General features: G+C 62.8%; 15 protein-coding genes. 4 read left to right on the top strand and 11 right to left on the bottom strand.

Features of this window, described 5'->3' with window-relative positions:
• Window positions 1-28: 28 nt before the first annotated feature.
• Window positions 29-1,198, bottom strand: a complete 1,170-nt coding sequence (gene ftsW, locus C6W91_RS17515) for a putative lipid II flippase FtsW (RefSeq protein ID WP_274831772.1) — start codon at window positions 1,196-1,198, stop codon at window positions 29-31.
• Between the two features lie 168 nt (window positions 1,199-1,366).
• Here ftsW and C6W91_RS17510 point away from each other — a divergent pair, with 168 nt between their 5' ends.
• Window positions 1,367-2,560, top strand: a complete 1,194-nt coding sequence (locus C6W91_RS17510; RefSeq protein ID WP_370571245.1) for an NAD(P)/FAD-dependent oxidoreductase — start codon at window positions 1,367-1,369, stop codon at window positions 2,558-2,560.
• A 222-nt stretch (window positions 2,561-2,782) separates the two neighbouring features.
• On the opposite strand, the gene murD is transcribed toward C6W91_RS17510, so the two are convergent.
• The 9 genes from murD to C6W91_RS17465 form a co-directional block, all read right to left on the bottom strand.
• Window positions 2,783-4,186 (bottom strand): UDP-N-acetylmuramoyl-L-alanine--D-glutamate ligase, encoded by a 1,404-nt coding sequence (gene murD / locus C6W91_RS17505; RefSeq protein WP_065273046.1) that lies wholly within the window; start codon window positions 4,184-4,186, stop codon window positions 2,783-2,785.
• Between the two features lie 230 nt (window positions 4,187-4,416).
• Entirely contained in the window at window positions 4,417-5,499 is a 1,083-nt protein-coding gene (mraY, locus tag C6W91_RS17500; protein ID WP_065273045.1) for a phospho-N-acetylmuramoyl-pentapeptide-transferase, read from the bottom strand.
• A 12-nt stretch (window positions 5,500-5,511) separates the two neighbouring features.
• Window positions 5,512-6,933 carry a UDP-N-acetylmuramoyl-tripeptide--D-alanyl-D-alanine ligase gene (murF, locus tag C6W91_RS17495; protein WP_370571240.1) on the bottom strand — a complete coding sequence of 474 codons (1,422 nt, stop codon included), beginning with the start codon at window positions 6,931-6,933 and terminating at the stop codon, window positions 5,512-5,514.
• A complete protein-coding gene (locus tag C6W91_RS17490) occupies window positions 6,930-8,432 on the bottom strand; it encodes a UDP-N-acetylmuramoyl-L-alanyl-D-glutamate--2,6-diaminopimelate ligase (protein WP_274831769.1) in 1,503 nt (500 codons plus the stop codon). The genes murF and C6W91_RS17490 overlap by 4 nt, the downstream gene beginning before the upstream one ends.
• Before the next feature lie 18 nt (window positions 8,433-8,450).
• Complete coding sequence (locus C6W91_RS17485; protein WP_065273042.1) at window positions 8,451-10,235, bottom strand: penicillin-binding protein 2; 1,785 nt, start codon at window positions 10,233-10,235, stop codon at window positions 8,451-8,453.
• Window positions 10,232-10,594 (bottom strand): cell division protein FtsL, encoded by a 363-nt coding sequence (locus C6W91_RS17480; RefSeq protein ID WP_274831768.1) that lies wholly within the window; start codon window positions 10,592-10,594, stop codon window positions 10,232-10,234. Before C6W91_RS17480 ends, C6W91_RS17485 begins: the two co-directional genes overlap by 4 nt.
• Entirely contained in the window at window positions 10,591-11,583 is a 993-nt protein-coding gene (gene rsmH, locus C6W91_RS17475; RefSeq protein ID WP_274836692.1) for a 16S rRNA (cytosine(1402)-N(4))-methyltransferase RsmH, read from the bottom strand. Before rsmH ends, C6W91_RS17480 begins: the two co-directional genes overlap by 4 nt.
• A gap of 3 nt (window positions 11,584-11,586) precedes the next feature.
• Window positions 11,587-12,090 carry a division/cell wall cluster transcriptional repressor MraZ gene (gene mraZ, locus C6W91_RS17470; protein WP_082996115.1) on the bottom strand — a complete coding sequence of 168 codons (504 nt, stop codon included), beginning with the start codon at window positions 12,088-12,090 and terminating at the stop codon, window positions 11,587-11,589.
• A 996-nt stretch (window positions 12,091-13,086) separates the two neighbouring features.
• Window positions 13,087-14,172: an Mrp/NBP35 family ATP-binding protein gene (locus C6W91_RS17465; protein WP_274836691.1), complete on the bottom strand. Its 1,086-nt coding sequence runs from the start codon at window positions 14,170-14,172 to the stop codon at window positions 13,087-13,089.
• 312 nt (window positions 14,173-14,484) lie between these two features.
• On the opposite strand from C6W91_RS17465, the gene C6W91_RS17460 reads away from it, so the two are divergent.
• The gene (locus C6W91_RS17460; RefSeq protein ID WP_274828928.1) at window positions 14,485-14,703 is read left to right on the top strand and encodes a DUF1127 domain-containing protein; all 219 of its coding nucleotides are present in this window, start codon (window positions 14,485-14,487) and stop codon (window positions 14,701-14,703) included.
• 957 nt (window positions 14,704-15,660) lie between these two features.
• Here C6W91_RS17460 and C6W91_RS17455 read toward each other — a convergent pair.
• Window positions 15,661-18,015 carry an ATP-dependent helicase gene (locus C6W91_RS17455; RefSeq protein WP_274833459.1) on the bottom strand — a complete coding sequence of 785 codons (2,355 nt, stop codon included), beginning with the start codon at window positions 18,013-18,015 and terminating at the stop codon, window positions 15,661-15,663.
• A 171-nt stretch (window positions 18,016-18,186) separates the two neighbouring features.
• On the opposite strand from C6W91_RS17455, the gene C6W91_RS17450 reads away from it, so the two are divergent.
• A complete protein-coding gene (locus tag C6W91_RS17450; protein ID WP_370571239.1) occupies window positions 18,187-19,377 on the top strand; it encodes an alpha-hydroxy acid oxidase in 1,191 nt (396 codons plus the stop codon).
• 136 nt (window positions 19,378-19,513) lie between these two features.
• A partial coding sequence (locus tag C6W91_RS17445; protein WP_370571238.1) for a biotin carboxylase N-terminal domain-containing protein occupies window positions 19,514-19,930 on the top strand: 417 nt, incomplete at its 3' end.

Here is a 19,930-nt window from a genome sequence, read left to right as displayed (position 1 = left end):
AAACCCGCGTCGTTTCGTACCTAATGCGTCAGCCGCGACCGCGGCCACGCAGATAATCTGCAATCTCACCCTGCGGGCGCGAACGGGTAAAGGCCAGCAGCATTCCCATGGCAATGCCCGTCGCGATCAGCGAAGAGCCGCCATAGCTGACGAATGGCAGGGTCATGCCCTTGGCCGGCAAGAGCCGCACCGCAACCCCCATGTTGATCATGGCCTGCACCCCGAACATGCAGACCAAGCCTGTCCCCGCGAGCCGCACGAATGTATCGCGCTCGCGCATCAGACGGAACAGCGAGCGCACAACCACCGTGGCGTAAAGCCCGATCAGCACCGTGACCAAAACCAGCCCGTATTCCTCGGCAGCAACCGCGACGATGAAATCGGTATGGGCATCGGGCAGCGACCATTTCACCTGCCCCTCCCCGACTCCAACGCCAAACAGCCCGCCTTCGCGGATAGCATTGGTGGCATAGCCAAGCTGGGTAGTGGGATCGATATCCGGGTTCAGAAAGCCGTCGATGCGGCGGGCAAAGTGTTCGGAACTGGAATAGGCCATCACACCGCCCATGACCACAACCGCCGCCATGCCAACCAAAAGCAGCATCGGCGCCCCGGCCACAAAATACATCACGCCCCAGCCGAACAACGTCAGCGAGGCCTGACCAAAATCGGGCTGCATCACCAGCATCAGCACCACGCTCATGCACAGGCCAAAGGAAATCAGCGTGCCCGGCGGGCCGTTGATCTGCTGGCTCGAGGCGATCATCCAGGCCGCAACCACGACAAAACCGGGCTTCAGGAACTCGGACGGCTGCAGCGATGCAAAGCCCAGCGAATACCAGCGTACCGCGCCTTTGCCGAAATCGGTCCCGAAAATAGGCAGCAGCGCCAGCGCCACAAAGGCGAGAGCAAAGCCGATTATCGCAAGCCGCCGCACCAGCGTCGGCGACATCATCGAGGTCAGCACCATGGCGACCAGAGCCGCCCCGCCGAACACCGCTTGTCGCTGCACATAGTGGAAATTGCCGAACCCGTTGCGCTCGGCCAGCGGCACTGAGGCTGCAAGCCCCAGAAGCAGCCCCAGCACGAACAACATCAGGACGCAGGACATCGTCCATTTGTCCAAGGTTCGCCACCATTTGGGAAGAATAGGTTCACCTGATTGTACAGGAACCGCACCATAGACCATCTCAGTCATGGAAACACCGCCGCTCTTTGCCTCGTGATACGCCCCGTTTTTCGGGGTCTGTAATGGAACAGTAACGCGAAACCCGTGATCAGACCAGTGTCTTGATCCCGGCGCGGCAGGATTTTGCGCCCGGGACAGCTCCCTTGCGCGAGAGGTCATTCCATGGTCGATGCCCTTATGCAGGTAAACACCGTGATTCTTGGCGCCGGCGCAGCAGGCATGATGTGCGCAGCCCATACCGGCGGCAGCACGCTGGTGGTCGACCACGCCAAGGCGCCGGGCGAAAAGATCCGCATTTCCGGTGGCGGGCGCTGCAACTTCACCAACCTTTATGCCGATCCCAGCAACTACCTCTCTGGCAACCCTCATTTCTGCAAATCCGCGATGGCGCGCTATACGCAATGGGATTTCATCTCACTCGTGGACCGCCACGGTATCGCCTGGCACGAGAAAACCCTCGGGCAGCTTTTTTGCGACGGCTCAGCGAAACAGATCGTCTCGATGCTGACATCAGAGATAGCAAAGGCCGGGGCCGAATTGTGGCTGCAAACCAGCGTTGGCCCTGTTGAGCAGCGCGATGATGGCTTTGCCCTGACACTGACCAAAGACGGCAAGGATCACCACGTCACCTGCCGCAATCTGGTTCTGGCGACGGGCGGCAAATCCATCCCCAAGATGGGTGCCACCGGTCTGGCCTATGACATCGCCCGCCAGTTCGCCCTGCCATTGACCGCGACCCGCCCCGGCCTTGTTCCCTTCACCTTCCCCGAAGGACGCTTTTCCGCCCTGGCCGGTGTATCCCTGCCCGCACGCCTTTCCAACGCGCGCGCCAGTTTCGACGAGGCGCTGCTCTTCACACACCGCGGCCTCTCCGGCCCCGCGGTACTGCAGCTCTCCTCCTACTGGCACGAAGGAGAGGAGATCACAGTCACCCTCGCTCCCGAAGCCGATATTTTCGCGGCGCTGCGCAGCCAGCGGCAGATCGCGGGCAAGCGCGCGATTGCCACCGAACTGGCCCGCCACCTGCCTGCCCGGTTGGTGGATTATCTGAAAGAGGCGCTCACCCCGGCCTACGACCTGACGGCCCGCCTCGCCGATCAATCCGACGCCGCCTTGCAAGCCCTCTGCGATCAACTCAACCAATGGCAGCTGACACCCGGCGGCACCGAAGGTTACCGCACCGCCGAAGTCACCCTGGGCGGCATCGACACCGATGCGCTCTCCTCAAAAACCATGCAGGCCAAATCCCGCCCCGGTCTCTACGCGATTGGCGAGGCGGTGGATGTGACCGGCTGGCTTGGCGGTTACAACTTCCAATGGGCCTGGGCCTCGGGCCACGCTGCAGGCACAGCCATCGCCGCCACCCGCTGATCACCACCATTGATCGCGCGCCCGGATTTCCGCTTCGGAGCCGCCCTCGCCTGTGGCCCGGCAGTCAAACCCGCCGCAGGGGCGCCAGTCAAATTGCCGAGGGACCCCGCCAGCGGCGGGGAGACGGCCATTTTGCTTGCGCCGCAAAGGCGGGTCTGGCAGGGCAGAAGCAGGACGAGGGTGGAACCGAAACAGATTTCCGCTTGGGTGAGCCCGAAGCCCTTATCCGTTTTCCAATCTGCGCGTGACCTCAGCGATGAAATCCTCACCGCGCTGCTCGAAGTTGTCATATTGATCGAAACTGGCCGCTGACGGGGCGAGCAAAACCGTATCGCCCGGCTCGGCCTCTGCCATCGCCTGCGCCACTGCCTCACCCATGGTGGTGCAGACCACAGCGTCCACATCCAACTGCATGGCAAAGGTCGCCGCCTCGCGGCCGATCACATAGGCCCGGCGCACCGAACCTGTGTGACCTTTCAGGGCCTCCAGCCCGCCATCCTTTTCCAGCCCGCCGCAGATCCAGCGGATATTGCCAAAGGCGCTCAGCGCCTTCACTGCGCTGTCCACATTGGTGGCCTTGCTGTCGTTGACGTAGCGCACCCCGCCCGCCTCAGCGATGGTCTGGCTGCGGTGCGGCAAACCCGGATAGCTCTCCAGCCCGCCTTCGATCATCCGCGGCGCCAGCCCCAGGGCCCGCGCGGCGGCATAGGCGGCGCAGGCGTTCTGATGGTTATGCGCCCCCGGCAAGCCCTGCATCGGTCGCAAATCGATCGAGGCCACCTGCCGCCCCTTGCGGTATTCGCTGAGGAACCCCTTGCGGGCAAACACCTGCCAACCCGGCCCTGTCAGCTTCTGCGCTGCCGAGATGCGGATCACCCGGTCATCACTGGCGGCCTCGGACAGTTGTCCGGCCAGAAACAGCCCTTCATCCTCATCGACACCGACAATGGCACGATCGGGGCCGCCTTCTGCGAACAGGCGCCGCTTAGCCGCGAAATAGCCGCCCATGCCGCCATGCCGGTCCAGATGATCCGGGCTGAGGTTGGTGAAGACCGCCACATCCGGGGTCAGCGCCCGCGCCAGTTCGGTCTGATAGCTGGACAGTTCCAGCACGATCACGCCGCCATTGCCCGGTGGGTCGATATCCAGAACCCCGCGGCCGATATTGCCCGCCATCTGGCTGTCGCGCCCGGCCTGCTCAAGGATATGCTGCAACAATGCGACGGTGGTGGATTTACCGTTCGATCCGGTGATGGCCACCACCTTGGGCGGCTGGTCGAACTTGTCCCATTCTCCTGTCGCGACAGAGCGGAAGAACAGCCCGATGTCATTGTCCACCGGCACCCCGGCCATCAGGGCCGCGCGCACAACCGGGTTGGGCTTTGGGTAGAGATGCGGAATGCCCGGGGACACGATCAGGCTGGCGATCCCGTCAAAGGCACCAGCCCGGCTCAGATCGGCGCAGGAGAACCCCTCTGCCTCGGCCCGTTCCCGCGCCTCCGGGTTGTCATCCCAGCAGATCGCCTCGGCGCCGCCAGCCCTGAGGGCCCGCGCCGTGGCAAGGCCGGAGCGCCCCAATCCAAGAACGGCGACCCGCGCCCCTTCAAACCCTCTGACAGGGATCATGCCCACCCTCATCCTTTGATCAAATTTCGGCGCAGAGTGCACTGCCATCACGGCCTTTGCAAGCCGCCGCAAACCACCCCCGCGCGCGCATTTTGCGCGCGCCACGCCCAACCCTGGCAGGCGGGCCTGGCCGCCGAAGGGGGCGGGAGAGCCCCCCGTGCCTAGCGCAAGGACACCCGCATAAAAAAGGAGGCCGCAGCCCCCTTTTCCTGTCTTCGGATCGCTGCCGCTCAGCGCACTTTCAGCGTTGCCAGACCAATCATCGCCAGGATCAGCGAGATGATCCAGAACCGGATCACGATGGTCGGCTCCGCCCAGCCCTTTTTCTCATAGTGGTGGTGAATCGGGGCCATCAGGAACACCCGGCGGCCGGTGCGTTTGAAATAGAGCACCTGAATGATCACGCTCAGCGCCTCGACCACAAAAAGCCCGCCAACGATGGCCAGCACCAGTTCATGCTTGGTGGCCACCGCGATAGCGCCCAGCGCGCCGCCCAAGGCCAATGAACCGGTATCCCCCATGAACACCGCTGCGGGCGGCGCATTGTACCAAAGAAAGCCAAGCCCGGCGCCGAACAGTGCCATGGTGAAGATAAAGATCTCGCCGGTGTCCTTGACGTAGTGAACGTCCAGATACTGGGAAAAGTCGGCCCTCCCCACGACATAGGCGATCACCCCCAGCGTCAGACCGGCGATCATCGCCGGCACAATCGCCAGACCATCCAGACCATCGGTCAGATTCACCGCATTGGCAGATCCGACAATAACGCAGACGGTAAAGGGAATGTAGAACAGGCCCAGATTGATCAGCGTGTCCTTGAACACGGGCATTGCCAGCTGGTTCTGCAGCTCTGCCCCGTGATAGGCCGAGGCCCAGACCGCGGCGACCACCGCAATCAGAATGCCAAGCCCCAGCCGCAGTTTGCCCGGCACCCCGGCAGTGTTCTGCTTGGACACCTTGGCGTAATCATCGGCAAAGCCAATTAGCGCAAAGGCCAGCGTCACGAACAGCACCAGCCAGACAAAGGGATTGTCCCACCGCGCCCAGAGCAGCGTCGAGGTCAACAAGGCACCGACGATCAGCAAACCGCCCATGGTCGGGGTCCCGGCCTTGGAGAAATGCCCTTCGGGTCCGTCGTCGCGGATCGGCTGCCCCTTGCCCTGCCGCTTCCGCAGAACATCGATCAGCGGCCTGCCGAACAGGAAGCCAAAGACCAGCGCCGTCATAAAGGCCCCTCCGGCCCGGAAGGTGATGTAGCGGAAGAGGTTGAAAAAATCACCGCCATCCGACAGCGCTGTCAGCCAATAAAGCATATCAGCCAGTCCTCACTTGGTAGAATTTGCATCAGAGTTCCGGCTGCCATGACCCAAATCGCGGATGCCGTCAACGATGGAGGCGAGCTTCATGCTGAGCGAGCCTTTGACCAGAACCACGTCGCCAGCCCCGATCTGCTCCGGAAGATCAGCCTTTGCTGCCGCGCTGTCTGCGTGCCAGCCGCCACGTTTTTCATCCGGCAAGGCCTCTGCCAGATGCTGCATCAGCGGCCCGATGCAATGGATCTGATCGATTTGTGCGATGGCAGGATGGCGGGCAAGATCCGCATGCAGTGCGAGCTCCGCCGGTCCCAGCTCTTTCATATCGCCAAGATAGGCAATCCTACGCCCGCCCTCTGCCACCGGGGTGGCCGCCAGCACGTCCAGCGCCGCCTTCACCGAGGTTGGATTGGCATTGTAACTGTCATCCAGCAGCAGAACCTGCCCCTGTGACAGCTCCACCATTTCGCGCGCGCCGCGCCCGGTCACCGGCGACCACAGTGCCAGACTGCGAATGGCCTCTGCCAGATCAACGCCCAGCGCATTGACGCAAAGCAGCGCCCCTAGCGCATTCATGGCAAAATGCGCGCCCAGTGACTGGATATGCAACTCGGCCTCAGCACCTAGGATTTCGGCCCTGGCCACGGTTTCCTCGCCTGTCACCTGCGTTGCGATCAGCCGCGCATCGGGTGCGCTTGCACCAAACCATTGCGCCGAAACGCCCAGCTGTTCCGCCCGTTGCCGCAGGACCGGGGCCTCGTCGATATCGGCGTTGAGCACGGCGATGCCGCCCGGCTCCAGCCCATCCAGAATGGCCGCCTTTTCACGAGCAATCCCGGCGACATCATCAAAGGCCTCCAGATGCACGGCGGCCACGGTGGTGATCATCGCCACATGCGGGCGGGCCTGCCGGGCTAGGGGTTCGATTTCGCCCGGATGGTTCATGCCAATCTCGATGACCGCAAATTCCGTATCCTGTGGCATCCGCGCCAGAGTCAGCGGCACGCCCCAGTGGTTGTTATAGCTGGCGACGGCTGCATGGGTACGACCTTGATCCGACAGGATCCGCGCCAGCATTTCCTTGGTCGAGGTTTTCCCGACCGAGCCGGTCACTGCCACCACGCGCGCATTGGCGCGCGCACGTCTGGCACGGCCCAGCGCCTCCAGCCCCTTTTGCACATCCTCGACCAGCAGCAGCGACGCGTCCTCGGGCAGGCCTTCTGGAATGCGTGAGACCAGCGCCGCGCCTGCGCCTGCCTTCAAGGCCTGAGCAACAAAATCATGGCCATCTCGCGCGGCCTTCAGCGCCACGAAGAGATCACCCGGCTGCAGGGTGCGGGTATCGATTGAGACGCCATTGATCTGCCAATCGCCGCGTGCCTCACCGCCGGTTGCAGCGGCGGCCTCGGCTGCGGTCCACAGCGGGGCGCTCATACGGTTTTCCCATCAAGTACGGCCACCGCCATGCTCGCCTGTTCCACATCATCAAAGGGCAGCACATCACTGCCGACAACCTGTCCGGTTTCGTGCCCCTTGCCGCAGATGAGCAGCGCATCGCCCGGCTCGAGCATTGCAACGCCGCGCAGGATCGCCTCGGCGCGGTCGCCCACTTCAATCGCGTCGGGTGCGCCGCCTTTGACAGCGGCCCGGATCACGGCGGGATCTTCGCTGCGCGGGTTGTCGTCGGTGACGATAACCACATCAGCATTGTCATGCGCCGCCTGCCCCATCAGCGGCCGCTTGCCTGCGTCCCGGTCACCACCGGCGCCGACGATGGCAACGAGACGGCCCAAAACATGCGGGCGCAGCGCCTTGATCGCGGTAGCGACTGCATCGGGCGTATGGGCATAATCCACAAAGACAGAGGCGCCGTTCTCACGGGTCGCCGCCAACTGCATCCGCCCACGCACCGTCGTCAGCTCGTGCAGGGTTTCAAAAACGCGTTCGGGCTCTTCGCCGCTGGCGATCACCAGCCCACAGGCCATCAGCACGTTTTCCGCCTGAAAGCCGCCAATGAGGTTCAACCGGGCCATGAAAGGTCTGTCGTGCCACGAGAACCTTATGTCCTGCCCGGTGCCGTCATAGCGCTGCCCCACCAGCGAAAGATCGCCAAGGCCGCGCCCCACGGTAATAACCTCTTGTCCGCGTCCCGCCGCGATGGCGCGCATTTCGGCGCCCCGGGCATCGTCCATATTGATCACCGCGACGCCCTCGTCCGGCAGCACCCGGCGAAAGAGACCCGCTTTGGCTGCGAAATACTCTTCGAAGGTGTGGTGATAATCCAGATGATCCTGGGTGAAATTGGTAAAACCCGCTGCCGCCAGCTGCACCCCGTCAAGGCGCCGCTGATCCAGCCCGTGCGAAGACGCCTCCATCGCGGCATGTGTGACACCGGCCTTTGCCGCTGCCGCAAGGGCGCAGTGCAGAGTGATAGGCTCGGGCGTGGTGTGGGCCAGAGGGTAGCTCCAGGCGCCTTCGACCCCGGTGGTGCCAAGATTCACGGCCTCATGGCCCAGCGCCATCCAGATCTGCCGCACGAAGGTCGCGACTGAGGTTTTACCATTAGTGCCAGTCACCGCAACCATGGTCTGCGGCTGGGCGCCAAACCACAGGGCGGCGGTATAGGCCAGCACCTGCCGGGGGTCCTCGACGACGATCAGCGCCGCGTGGCTTTCTGACAGGGGGCGGGCTGCAATCTCGGCCCCGGCGGCATCGGTCAGGATTGCCGCTGCGCCCTGTTGCAGGGCAGCGGGAATGAAATTGGCGCCATGCACCTGACTGCCGGGCAGAGCCGCAAAAAGCGCGCCATCGCCCACCCGGCGACTGTCGACCACCAGATCGGAAATCATCGGGTCCGCGCCGCCGCGGGCGGTCAGCCCCAGTTGGCTGAGGGGACGTGGGTCCGGTCTGTCTTGCGGGGTATTGCGGCTCATGAGGCGCCCTCACCTGAGTCAGTTAGAGGTGAGGGTTATATCAGCCACCTCGGTGGGTTCAACTTGCGGTCTCAGCCCCAGCAGAGGCGCGACCCGCTTGATCATCTCGGCGGCCACCGGCACAGCGGTCCAGCCTGCCGTGCGGCGCTCCTCGTCATAGGCGAAGACCGAAGGTTCATCCAACGTCACGACCAGCACGTATTTTGGATCCTGCGCCGGAAAGATCGAGGCGAAGGTGGCGATCACCTTGTCCTCGTAATAGCCGCCGCGCGGGCGTGGCTTGTCCGCAGTCCCAGTCTTGCCGCCCACCTGGTAGCCGGGCACCCGAGCAAAGCTGGCAGTGCCTTCGGTCACCACGCGGCGTAGCATGGTGCGGGCCGCCTTCGCTGCTTCTTCAGAAAGCACACGCTCACCGTGCTGAGCGCCCCGCTGTTTCAGAACCGTCGGGCTGACGTGATAGCCGCCATTGGCAATGGCGGCATAACCCGCCGCCAGATGCATCGGCGTGGTCGAAATTCCGTGACCATAGGAAATGGTCATCGCAGAAAGCTCGGACCAGTTCTTCGGGGTCAATGGCGTGCCGCCGCTGGCCTCGACGATCTCGAATGGTGTTGGCTCCAGCATGCCCAGCTCACCGAGGAAGCTTCTCTGCCGCTCGGCGCCAATCTGCTGCGCCAGCCGTGCGGTGCCGATATTCGAGGATTTCTCGATGATCTCGGTCACCGACAACTCGTTGCCGTAGTTGTGGAAATCTCGGATCGCGAATTTGCCCCAGCGCAGCGGCCCACGGGTGTCGATCACGGTCTCCGGTGTCACCAACCCCAGATCCATCGCCTGCGCTGCCGCGAAAATCTTGAAGGTCGAGCCGAGCTCATAAACGCCCTGCACCGCGCGGTTGAATAGCGGGCTAACCGACGGGTCGAACCCCGAGGTGGGTGGACGCGGACGTTCGTTGGGATCGAAATCCGGCAGCGACACCACCGAAATCACCTCACCCGTGTGCACATCCATCAGGATCGAGGTGGCCCCCTTGGCGTTCATCAGCTTCATGCCGCCATCCAGCACCCGCTCGGCGGCAGCCTGGATCGTCAGATCCAGCGAGAGTTGCAGCGGTTTATCGCCATTACCGGGGTCACGCAGGTAATCGTCGAACTGCTTTTCGACACCGGCAACGCCGATCACCTCGGCTGCCGAAACGCCTTCCTTGCCGAAACCGGCGCCGCCCAGAACATGGGCTGCGACGCTGCCATTGGGATAAAGCCGCATCTCGCGCGGGCCGAACAAGAGGCCGGGATCGCCGATATCATGCACCGCCTGCTTCTGTTCGGGACTGATTTTCTTCTTGATCCACAGGAACTTGCGTTTGCCAGTGAAATCTTCAACCAGATCTTCGCGGTCCAGATCCGGGAAAATTTCGGCCAGGCGCGTAGCGGCGCCCTCCGGGTCGATCATCTGCGGCGGCTGCGCGTAAAGAGAGTGCGTCTCGAAATTGGTCGCCAGAATACGGCCCTGCCGGTCGACGATATCGGCGCGCTGCGCAGCGATGGCGCTGCCTGCGGCGCTGGCTACCGGCTCGCTCGGCTCAGAGGTGGCCAGGACCCCCATCCGGCCGATCACTGCAGTATAGGCACATAGGAAAAACACCCCAAGCACCAGAAGGCGCCCCTCGGCACGCTGGCGCGATTTCGCCTGCATTTCTTCATGCCGCAGGCGGATGTTTTCTTCTTCGATCACATCCGGGTTCTGCCCGGTAGCGCGGGCGTTCAGAATACGGGCCAGAGGGCGCAGCGGCGTGCGGATCATGGTTGTTCTCCTGCACCGCGATCGCGGTTCAGCCCGGAAACATCGACACCGTTTGCAATGCTAAAGTCCTGCTCAAGCGGGTACGACACCTCGTCCACGCGACCGAACTGATCGGGGCGCAGCGGCAGAAGGCCCAGCCGGTCAAAGTTCAGCTCAGCAAGACCGATCAGACGGTCGGGGCGGTTGAGATAGGCCCATTCCGCGCGCAGAACGCCCAGTCGCACCTGTGCGGCGCCGATCTCGCGTTGCAGATTGCGGGTTTCCTTCAGGACCTGCTGCGTGGCGTAGTTTTCGCGATAGGCCCAGAAGGCCAGACCAAAGACCGCCAGAGCGGTGACAGCGTATAAAAGCGTCTTCATTTCCGCGCCTCCTTTAGCTGTGGCATGCCCAGATCGCGGGCCGAGATCGGTGCAGGTGCCGCATCGGTTCGCCGCCCCACACGCAGGCGGGCCGAGCGGGAGCGCGGGTTTTCCGCCAATTCCTGATCATCCGGGCCGACCGCCTTGCGGGTGACAATTTCGAACTGCGCGGGCAGCTCTTCGATTTCGGGGGCATAACGGTTCGCACGCCCTGTCTTGCCAGCACGGTGCTGGAAAAACCTTTTGACCATGCGGTCCTCGACCGAATGGAAGGTGACCACTGCCAGAAGGCCTCCGGGTTTCAGCGCCCGTTCGGCGGCCAGAAGACCTTCGAACAGCTCGTCATATTCAGCGTTCACCGCAATGCGCAGCGCCTGAAAGCTGCGCGTCGCCGGGTGGGATTGTCCGGGTTTGGCGCGCGGCAGGCAGGATTCCACCAAGCTCGCCAGTTGCAACGTTGTGGTGATCGGCTCAACTTCGCGCGCCTTGACGATGGCGCGGGCGATCCGGCGACTGGCGCGTTCTTCGCCATAGTAGAACAGGATGTCGGCAAGCTCGGCTTCGCTCAGCTCGGCAACCAGATCGGCGGCCGAGGGGCCTTCCTGCGACATGCGCATATCCAGTGGGCCGTCCTTCATGAAGGAAAAGCCGCGTTCGGCGAGATCGAGCTGCATCGAAGAGACGCCAAGGTCCAGCACCACGCCATCCAGATCCTGCGCGTATTCATCCATACGGGAAAACACGCCCTGCTGCTGCACCAGCCGGTCGCCATACTCCCCTGCCCAGGGTTTGGCCATTTCAAAGGCCAGCGGGTCGCGATCCACTGCGATCACCTGATCAGCGCCTGCCTCCAGCAGGGCACGGGTATAGCCCCCTGCCCCAAATGTGCCATCGAGCCAACGCCCGGTGACCGGCGCCACCGCCTTCAGCAGCGGGCGCAGCAAGACGGGAATATGCGGGCCGGATGCGGATGTGTGCTCGGTCGTCATGCCTCAGACCCCTCCGGCGCCATCAAGGAATTCCAGTGGGTCGAAATCTTCGGGCAGATCTTCCATCAGCTTTTCAGCTTCGGCCATTTCGACCTCTTCATAGGTCTGCGGCTTCCAGATCTGGAAGGTATCGCCCGCCGCGATAAAGAAAGCCTCACCCTCCAGCCCGATCTTGTTGCGCAGCTTGGCCGGAAGCACCAGACGCCCGGTCTCGTCCACCGTTGTCGGCAGGGACTGGCCGTTGAACATGCGTTCCAAAATCTTGCGCTCGCGCGAGCCGCGCGGCAGGGCTGCGATCTTGGCATCGACCTCGTCGATCGCCTCGATGGTGTAGCATTCCAGGAATTTGCGGCGCTCATCGCCGTAGACGATTACCAGTTCGGGGCTGTCCCCGGGCTGCCAGTTGGGATCGCTGGCCTCAAGAACACGGCGAAAGGTGGCGGGTATCGACACCCGCCCCTTGCTGTCCACCTTATGGTGGCTTTCGCCTCTGAACCTGCGGCCCAATTTACCGTCCCTTTTTCGCGTCCCTCGCGAGATATCTGCCCCCCGAAAGTAAAAGGGGCGGGCTGATCTGCTGCCACTGATCAACCCGCCGCCTGTCCCGCTATGCGGGGGTGTCCGACTGCGCACGCCATCTGGGGGGATGTCTGCTCGCCCGCGCGCCGGATCTCTTTGTTCGATGAAAGCGAAGGCCTGTATGAAACCTGCTTTTTTGATTTTTACGGGGTCGTTTGGCGCCCCATCCTTGCTCTCCGTCGATGTAGAAAGGGATACTATGGGAATTCAGGGTACGGCAACTAATTTCTTCACGGCAACGTGGGCAAGCATGGGCCAGTTGTCTCAATTTCCGTTAATTCTCCATTAACACTTCGGCCAAATTCCGCCTAATTTGGGCAAGATTAATGATAAGTAACTACATATAGTGGCCACAACAACGCCCCAAAATGACCCATAGTTTCCCAGAAAAAGTTTCAAGAGACTCGCGGGGCACACCTATGTTCACGGTACACCCCCACCCCTTTCTGCAACGACCCGGGCAGGGAGAGGCGAAACACCCCTTGGTCCCATGGAATTGGGCAGATGTGATTCGCGGCGGGACCCGCAACCACCGCAGCGAACCCATGATTTCCCACGACCCGACCTCTGCAGTGCAGCCCATGGTTTCCCATCGACCGCGACTACACGAGGGTCGGGACGAAAAATTGGGAGGTCCTAATGGGATGACATGGGACAGAGGCACAAAACCGCAGCCTGATCGCACCAGATCAAGCCGCACCCCGGCAGACCCCGCCCGCTCCGCGCCCAGACAAAGGGATCGCCTCCCACCAGCACAGAGCGGTGACGCCTCGCAGAGGCAACAGGGACCGCAACAGCGACCCATCCGGGGCGAAACAGCACGGCAGAGGCAGGCCTGCACGACAACATGAAGACACCGGACCGCCCGCGCAGCCCGGCACCTATTATGTATTCAGATAGATGTAGACTGACCGGAAAACCGGATCAGGCCATACCGCCATGCACCAGACCAGAGGCAATCCGGCCATAGGCCTCGGCCATGGCCCCCTCGCCCGCGGCAACAGGCGTGCCGCCATCCCCCGCCAGGCGGGTCTCAAGATCGATGGGCAGCGCCCCCAGAAGCGGCAAGCCCAGCTTTTCAGCCTCGGCCGCCACCCCGCCATGACCAAAGATGTGATGATCGCCGCCGCAGTCGGGACAGGTGAAGAAGGACATATTCTCGATCAGTCCCAGAACCGGTGTTTTCAGCTGGCTGAACATGTCCAGCGCCTTGCGCGCGTCGATCAGCGCCACATCCTGCGGGGTGCTGACAACGATGGCGCCGGTCAGCTCTGCCTTGGTGCACAGCGTCAGTTGCACATCACCGGTGCCGGGCGGCAGATCTACGATCAGCACGTCCAGCTCTCCCCAATTGACCTGCCCCAGCATCTGCTGCAACGCGCCCATCAGCATCGGACCGCGCCAGACCACGGCTTTTGCCTCATCCACCATGAAGCCGATCGACATCACCGTGACGCCATGCGCGTGCAGCGGCTCGATGGTCTTGCCGTCCGGGCTGGCAGGCCTGCCCGTTACCCCCATCATGCGCGGCTGGCTGGGACCGTATATATCTGCATCCAGCAGACCAACCCGCCGCCCCTGCCGGGCAAGGGCCACCGCGAGATTGGCGCTGACAGTGGATTTACCGACGCCTCCCTTGCCCGAAGCGATGGCAAGAATGCGCGCCACCCCAGCGGGCTTGATCGGCCCTTGTTGCGGTTTCGGGTGGCCGCCGACCTTGAGCGAGGGCGCCCCCTGCCCGCCACCGGGTGCGGATGCCGCCGGAGCATGCGCGGTCAGCGCCGCCGTCACGCTGGACACGCCATCAAGAGCGAGGACCGCCGCTTCGGCGGCGCGGCGCAGGGGTTCCATCTGCTGGGCAATCGCCGGGCTGGGCGCTTCGATCACGAAGCGGACGGTGTCACCGTCGACACTGAGCGCCCGCAACATATCCCGGGACACCAGGGTGCCCCCATCCGGCAAGGCCAGCCGCTCCAGCGCGGCGCGAATCTGATCGTGGGTCACCGGCATGGCGCTCTCCTGTCTTTCCTGCCCCTCTTTGGGCGCCCACCCTATATAGGAGCGCCCGCGCCAGCCCAAGCGCGATTGCCGTGACGGCAGCTTTACGCATCCCAGACATAAACCGCCCCAAGAATAGGCAATTTCTCCAACCCCGCACAAAACCACACCAATTTTCCACACATCCCCCAGATGACCCATGCAAATGCTGCATGGCAGAAATGCTGACTCTTGGGATTGTGCAGTTGCAGCATTTCCCTAAATTGGTGTTCAAGAAACGCCTTTAACGGCACACGGAAATTTACGGAACTGAGGATCTGCCCAATGGCTGCAGTAAATCACATCACCGCCCACAAGGGCTCGCTGGCCGCAAACGGCCTGGGCCTGATCGACGAGCTGAAACTGAAAATCGCGCGTTACCGTCTGTATCGCGAAACCCTGAATGAGCTCTCCGCCCTGTCGAACCGCGAACTGGCGGATCTGGGGCTGAACCGCTCGATGATCAAACGTCTGGCCTACCAGGCCGCATACGAAAACGCATAACCGAGATCAGGCTCTTTTCTCCTCCTCCCTAAAGGGCCTGTGTTCCGCGGTGACATCTTCCTCCTCCCTGATGTCACCGCACCCCATACCGGGATCAAACCCGGGATCTGATACATCCGGTCTTCTCCTCCCTTTTGACCAGATGTTGTTCAGAGCGGCGACACCTCTCCTCCTCCCTGGTGTCGCCGCACCTCATACCGGGCTCAAACCCGGACGCTGATACATCCGGTCTTCTCCTCCCTTTTGACCAGATGTTGTTCAGAGCGGCGACACCTCTCCTCCTCCCTGGTGTCGCCGCACCTCATACCGGGCTCAAACCCGGACGCTGATACATCCGGTCTCTCCTCCCATTTGACCGGATGTTGTTCAGAGCGGCGGCACCTCTCCTCCTCCCTGGTGCTGCCGCACCTTATACCGGGATCAAACCCGGGACCTGATGCATCCGGCCCTCCTCCCATTTGGCCAGATGTTGCTCAGAGCGGCGGCACCTCTCCTCCTCCCTGGTGTCGCCGCACCTCATACCGGGATCAGACCCGGACGCTGATACATTCGGTCTCTCCTCCCATTTGGCCAGATGTTGCTCAGAGCGGCGGCACCTCTCCTCCTCCCTGGTGTCGCCGCACCTCATACCGGGATCAGACCCGGACGCTGATACATTCGGTCTCTCCTCCCATTTGGCCGAATGTTGAAAAGAACGGCGGTGCCTTCCTCCTCCCTGGCACCGCCGTTTTTGCATTTCACGCCCCCCAGAAATCACCCGACACCATCGCCAGCCGCTGCGCGCCCACCCTTCTCGCTCCGCAGCCGTTGCAACGGGGCAATGGCGCGGGGGCGCTGGCAGCATCGCTGCCAGCGCCCCCGCGCCCGGATCGGATCGCAACGCGATCCGACCGCATCATTCCATTTTCAGATTAATATGCTCAGGGCAGCCAGAAAGCAGACTGGCTCCGGCACAGCTCAAAACGGCACATCGTCATGGGCGGTGACGAATTTCGCGATCACCTTTTTCACCCCGGCCTTTTCGAAATCCACTTCCAGCTTGTCACCTTCGATACCGGTGATCGCGCCATAGCCAAATTTCTGGTGAAACACCCGCTCGCCAATCGTAAAGCTGGAGGTCGCCGTCAAATCGATCACCTGATTGCGGCTTTCCCTTGGCTGCGACAGCCCGCGCTCCCCGGCCCGCGCCTGCATGCGCTTCCAGCCCGGCGAATTATAGCCATCCGCCTGCGCCATCCGTTCGTCGATTCGGGACTGCACTGGCGTACCGCCCGCCGCTGCGCCATAGCCGCCGCCGTATAGACCCGGCGGCGTAAGCACCTCCACATGCTCTTCAGGCAGTTCATCAATGAACCGCGAGGGCAACTGCGACTGCCACTGGCCAAAGACCCGGCGGTTACCCGCAAAGGAAATCGTGCAGATCTTCTCCGCCCGGGTGATGCCCACATAGGCAAGGCGCCGCTCTTCCTCGAGCCCTTTGAGACCGCTTTCATCCATCGACCGCTGCGAGGGGAACAGCCCGTCCTCCCAGCCCGGCAGGAAGACGGCTGGAAACTCCAAACCCTTGGCCGCGTGCAGGGTCATTATGCTGACCTTCTGCTCGGCGTCCTGTTTATCGTTGTCCATCACCAGGCTGACGTGTTCGAGGAAGCCTTGCAGGTTCTCGAAATTCTCCAGCGCCTTCACCAGTTCCTTGAGGTTCTCCAAACGGCCCGGGCTATCCGGGTTCTTGTCCATCTGCCACATGGTGGTATAGCCGCTTTCGTCCAGGATGATCTCGGCCAGCTCCATATGACTGATGTCGGAATCGCCTGCCATCCGACCCCAGCGGCGCAGATCCTCGGTCAGCTGACGCAGCGCAGCGCCGCCCTTGCCCTTGATCTCACCGCTGTCGACGGCCAGCCGTGCCCCTTCGAGCAGCGAAACGCCATTCTCGCGCGCCGCGATCTGGATCTTCTGCTGTGCCTTGTCGCCAAGGCCCCGCTTGGGCGTGTTGACAATGCGCTCAAAGGCCAGATCGTCCTCCGGCGAGACCACCAGCCGGAAATAGGCCATAGCGTCGCGAATCTCGAGCCGCTCGTAGAATCGCGGCCCGCCAATCACCCGGTAGGGCAAGCCGATGGTCAGGAAACGGTCCTCAAAGGCGCGCATCTGGTGGCTGGCGCGCACCAGAATCGCCATCTGGTTCAGATCCACCGGATCCTGCCCACGGGTGCCGCGCTGCATGGCCTCGATCTCTTCCCCGATCCAGCGCGCTTCTTCTTCACCGTCCCAATGGCCGATCAGGCGCACCTTTTCGCCGCCAGTTGCCTCGGTCCACAGCTCTTTGCCCAGACGCCCTGCATTGCCCCGGATCACGCCGGAGGCCGCCGCCAGGATATGCTCGGTCGAGCGGTAATTCTGCTCTAGCCGCACCACCTTGGCACCGGGAAAGTCCTTTTCGAACCGCAAGATATTGCCCACCTCGGCGCCGCGCCAGCCATAGATCGACTGATCGTCATCGCCGACACAGCAGATATTCTTGTGCCCGGCCGCCAGCAGCCGCAGCCACATATACTGCGCGACGTTGGTATCCTGATATTCGTCGACCATGATGTAGCGGAACCAGCGTTGATACTGAGACAGCACATCCGGATGATTCTGGAAAATCGTCACCATATGCAGCAGCAAATCGCCAAAATCGACGGCATTCAATTCTTTCAGGCGGGCCTGATACTGGGCGTAGAACTCGGTGCCGCGATGGTTATAGGCGCTGGCATCGGCCACTGGCACGCTCTCCGGTGTCAGGGCGCGGTTCTTCCAGTCGTCGATGATCCCGGCCAGCATCCGCGCGGGCCAGCGTTTGTCATCGATCCCGGCGGCTTGGATCAGCTGCTTCAGGAGGCGGATCTGATCGTCAGTGTCCAGAATGGTGAAATTCGACTTCAGCCCGGCCAGTTCTGCATGGCGGCGCAGCAGCTTGACGCAGATCGAGTGAAAGGTGCCGAGCCAGGGCATGCCCTCGGCAGGCTGGCCCAGCATCCGGCCGACCCGCTCTTTCATCTCGCGCGCCGCCTTGTTGGTAAAGGTCACGGCGAGGATCTCATTCGGGCGCGCCTGTCCAAGGGTCAGCAGATGCACGATCCGGGTGGTCAGCGCCTTAGTCTTGCCGGTGCCTGCGCCCGCCAGCATCAGAACCGGCCCGTTTAGGCATTCCACGGCGTCCCGCTGGGCTGGGTTCAGCCCATCCAGATAGGGTTTGGGGCGCGCAGCCATGGCGCGGGCGGAGAGGGAAGCGCCCTCAAAGGCGTCCATTTCATCGAAACTGCTCATGGGCGTGATCCTAGCGTGATTCATCTGCGCGGGAAAGGGGACGTTCACACTATGTTCACGCCTCTTTTTTACCGCGAACCGCTCCCCAGTGGCGCCGCTGTCTGCGCCCGCCTGGGCCCCTGTTAGAATTCTGTAACATTTTCGCTAGACTTTCGCTGCAAAGCAGCAATTATGCGCCGCATGAACATGCACCAGGATCTGCACCTGCATTACCCCGGCCTGTCTGACCTGCGCGCAGCAGCACGCAAGCGCCTGCCCCGCTTTGTCTGGGAGTATCTGGACAGCGCCACCGGCACCGAAGCCACCCAAAGGCGCAACCGCACCGCGCTGGACCGGGTCGGCTTCCTGCCCTCCATCCTGCATGGCCCGCTTGAGATCGACCTGTCGACGCAGCTGTTTGGCGCGACGCTGCCCCTGCCCTTTGGCATTGCGCCGGTGGGCATGTCGGGACTGATCTGGCCAGATGCCGAAGGCCACCTGGCCCGCTGCGGCGCCCGCACCGGCATTCCCTACAGCCTGTCGACCGTTGCAAGCCAATCCCCCGAAGATCTGGCGCCGCATCTGGGCGAGCAGGCCTGGTTCCAGCTTTACCCCCCCAAGGACGAAGGCATCCGCAAGGACATGCTGGCCCGGGCCCGGGACGCGGGCTTCAAGGTGCTGGTGCTGACCGTGGATGTCCCTGTCGCCTCACGGCGGGAACGGCAAACGCGATCCGGCCTCACCCAGCCGCCGCGCCTCACGCCACGCCTGCTGGCGCAGGTAGCGATGCGCCCGGCCTGGGCCATGGGCATGGCCCGTCAGCACCGACACGAGGGCGGCATGCCGCATATGCGTACCCTCGACAAATACACCGCCGAGGCCACTGGTGAGAGCCGTTCCTCCACCGCCCATATCGGGTATCTGCTGCGCACCTCGCCCGATTGGGACTACGCGCGCTGGCTGCGCGATCACTGGGATGGTCCTTTTGTGATCAAGGGCGTGATGCGCGCCGAGGACGCGCAGCCGTTGGAGAAAATTGGCGTCGATGGGCTCTGGGTGTCGAACCACGCCGGGCGCCAGTTCGACGGAAGCCCCGCCGCCATCGAAGTGCTGCCCGAGCTGCGCGCCGCCACGGACCTGCCGCTGATCTTTGACAGCGGCATCGAAGGCGGCCTCGACATCCTCAGGGCGCTGGCGCTTGGCGCCGATTTCGTCATGCTCGGCCGCGCCTTTCACTTCGCGCTGGCCGCGCTGGGGCCGACCGGTCCCGACCATCTGATCGACATCCTGAAAAAGGATCTGGAGGCGAACATGGGCCAGCTCGGCACGCCGGATCTTGCCTCTTTGCCAGCGGCCAGACCGCTCAACCACACTGCCCCGTGAGCCCGCTTTCGCTCCGCGCGGCGGAAAAGCACAAAATGAGAGCGCAATCATGCCCCGCACTACCCAGTACTACGGGTATACTGCACGCCAAGATGCGCCTAACACATCGCCAGACTGAACGACCTCGGGGGAAGATATGACCGACTTCAAGAAAATTCTGATCGCCAACCGCGGCGAGATAGCGATCCGCGTGATGCGGGCTGCGAATGAGATGGGCAAGAAGACCGTTGCGGTCTACGCCGAAGAGGACAAGCTTGGCCTGCACCGGTTCAAGGCGGATGAGGCCTACCGGATCGGCGAAGGCTTGGGGCCTGTGGCGGCCTACCTGTCGATTGACGAGATCATCCGGGTCGCGAAGGAATCCGGCGCAGATGCGATCCATCCGGGCTATGGGCTGTTGTCGGAAAACCCTGATTTCGTCGATGCCTGCGCCCGCAATGGCATCACCTTCATCGGCCCCAAGGCCGAGACCATGCGCGCCCTTGGCGACAAGGCCTCGGCGCGGCGCGTCGCGATCGAGGCAGGCGTGCCGGTCATTCCCGCGACCGAGGTT

This window comes from Phaeobacter sp. SYSU ZJ3003, assembly GCF_041300735.1.
GTDB classification, from domain to species: Bacteria; Pseudomonadota; Alphaproteobacteria; order Rhodobacterales; family Rhodobacteraceae; genus Phycobacter; species Phycobacter gallaeciensis_A.
Note: the sequence above shows the minus strand (reverse complement) of the source record. Positions and strands in the feature narration are given on the sequence as shown.

Bases quoted from the DNA above. Each gene is read 5' to 3' on its own strand.
- murD (WP_065273046.1), bottom strand. From the start codon at position 4,186: ATGATCCCTGTCAGAGGGTTTGAAGGGGCGCGGGTCGCCGTTCTTGGA.
- C6W91_RS17485 (WP_065273042.1), bottom strand. From the start codon at position 10,235: ATGATCCGCACGCCGCTGCGCCCTCTGGCCCGTATTCTGAACGCCCGC.
- C6W91_RS17510 (WP_370571245.1), top strand. From the start codon at position 1,367: ATGCAGGTAAACACCGTGATTCTTGGCGCCGGCGCAGCAGGCATGATG.
- C6W91_RS17450 (WP_370571239.1), top strand. From the start codon at position 18,187: ATGCGCCGCATGAACATGCACCAGGATCTGCACCTGCATTACCCCGGC.
- C6W91_RS17465 (WP_274836691.1), bottom strand. From the start codon at position 14,172: ATGCCGGTGACCCACGATCAGATTCGCGCCGCGCTGGAGCGGCTGGCC.
- C6W91_RS17455 (WP_274833459.1), bottom strand. From the start codon at position 18,015: ATGAGCAGTTTCGATGAAATGGACGCCTTTGAGGGCGCTTCCCTCTCC.
- C6W91_RS17460 (WP_274828928.1), top strand. From the start codon at position 14,485: ATGGCTGCAGTAAATCACATCACCGCCCACAAGGGCTCGCTGGCCGCA.
- ftsW (WP_274831772.1), bottom strand. From the start codon at position 1,198: ATGACTGAGATGGTCTATGGTGCGGTTCCTGTACAATCAGGTGAACCT.
- mraY (WP_065273045.1), bottom strand. From the start codon at position 5,499: ATGCTTTATTGGCTGACAGCGCTGTCGGATGGCGGTGATTTTTTCAAC.
- rsmH (WP_274836692.1), bottom strand. From the start codon at position 11,583: ATGACGACCGAGCACACATCCGCATCCGGCCCGCATATTCCCGTCTTG.
- C6W91_RS17490 (WP_274831769.1), bottom strand. From the start codon at position 8,432: ATGAGCCGCAATACCCCGCAAGACAGACCGGACCCACGTCCCCTCAGC.
- murF (WP_370571240.1), bottom strand. From the start codon at position 6,933: ATGAGCGCCCCGCTGTGGACCGCAGCCGAGGCCGCCGCTGCAACCGGC.
- C6W91_RS17480 (WP_274831768.1), bottom strand. From the start codon at position 10,594: ATGAAGACGCTTTTATACGCTGTCACCGCTCTGGCGGTCTTTGGTCTG.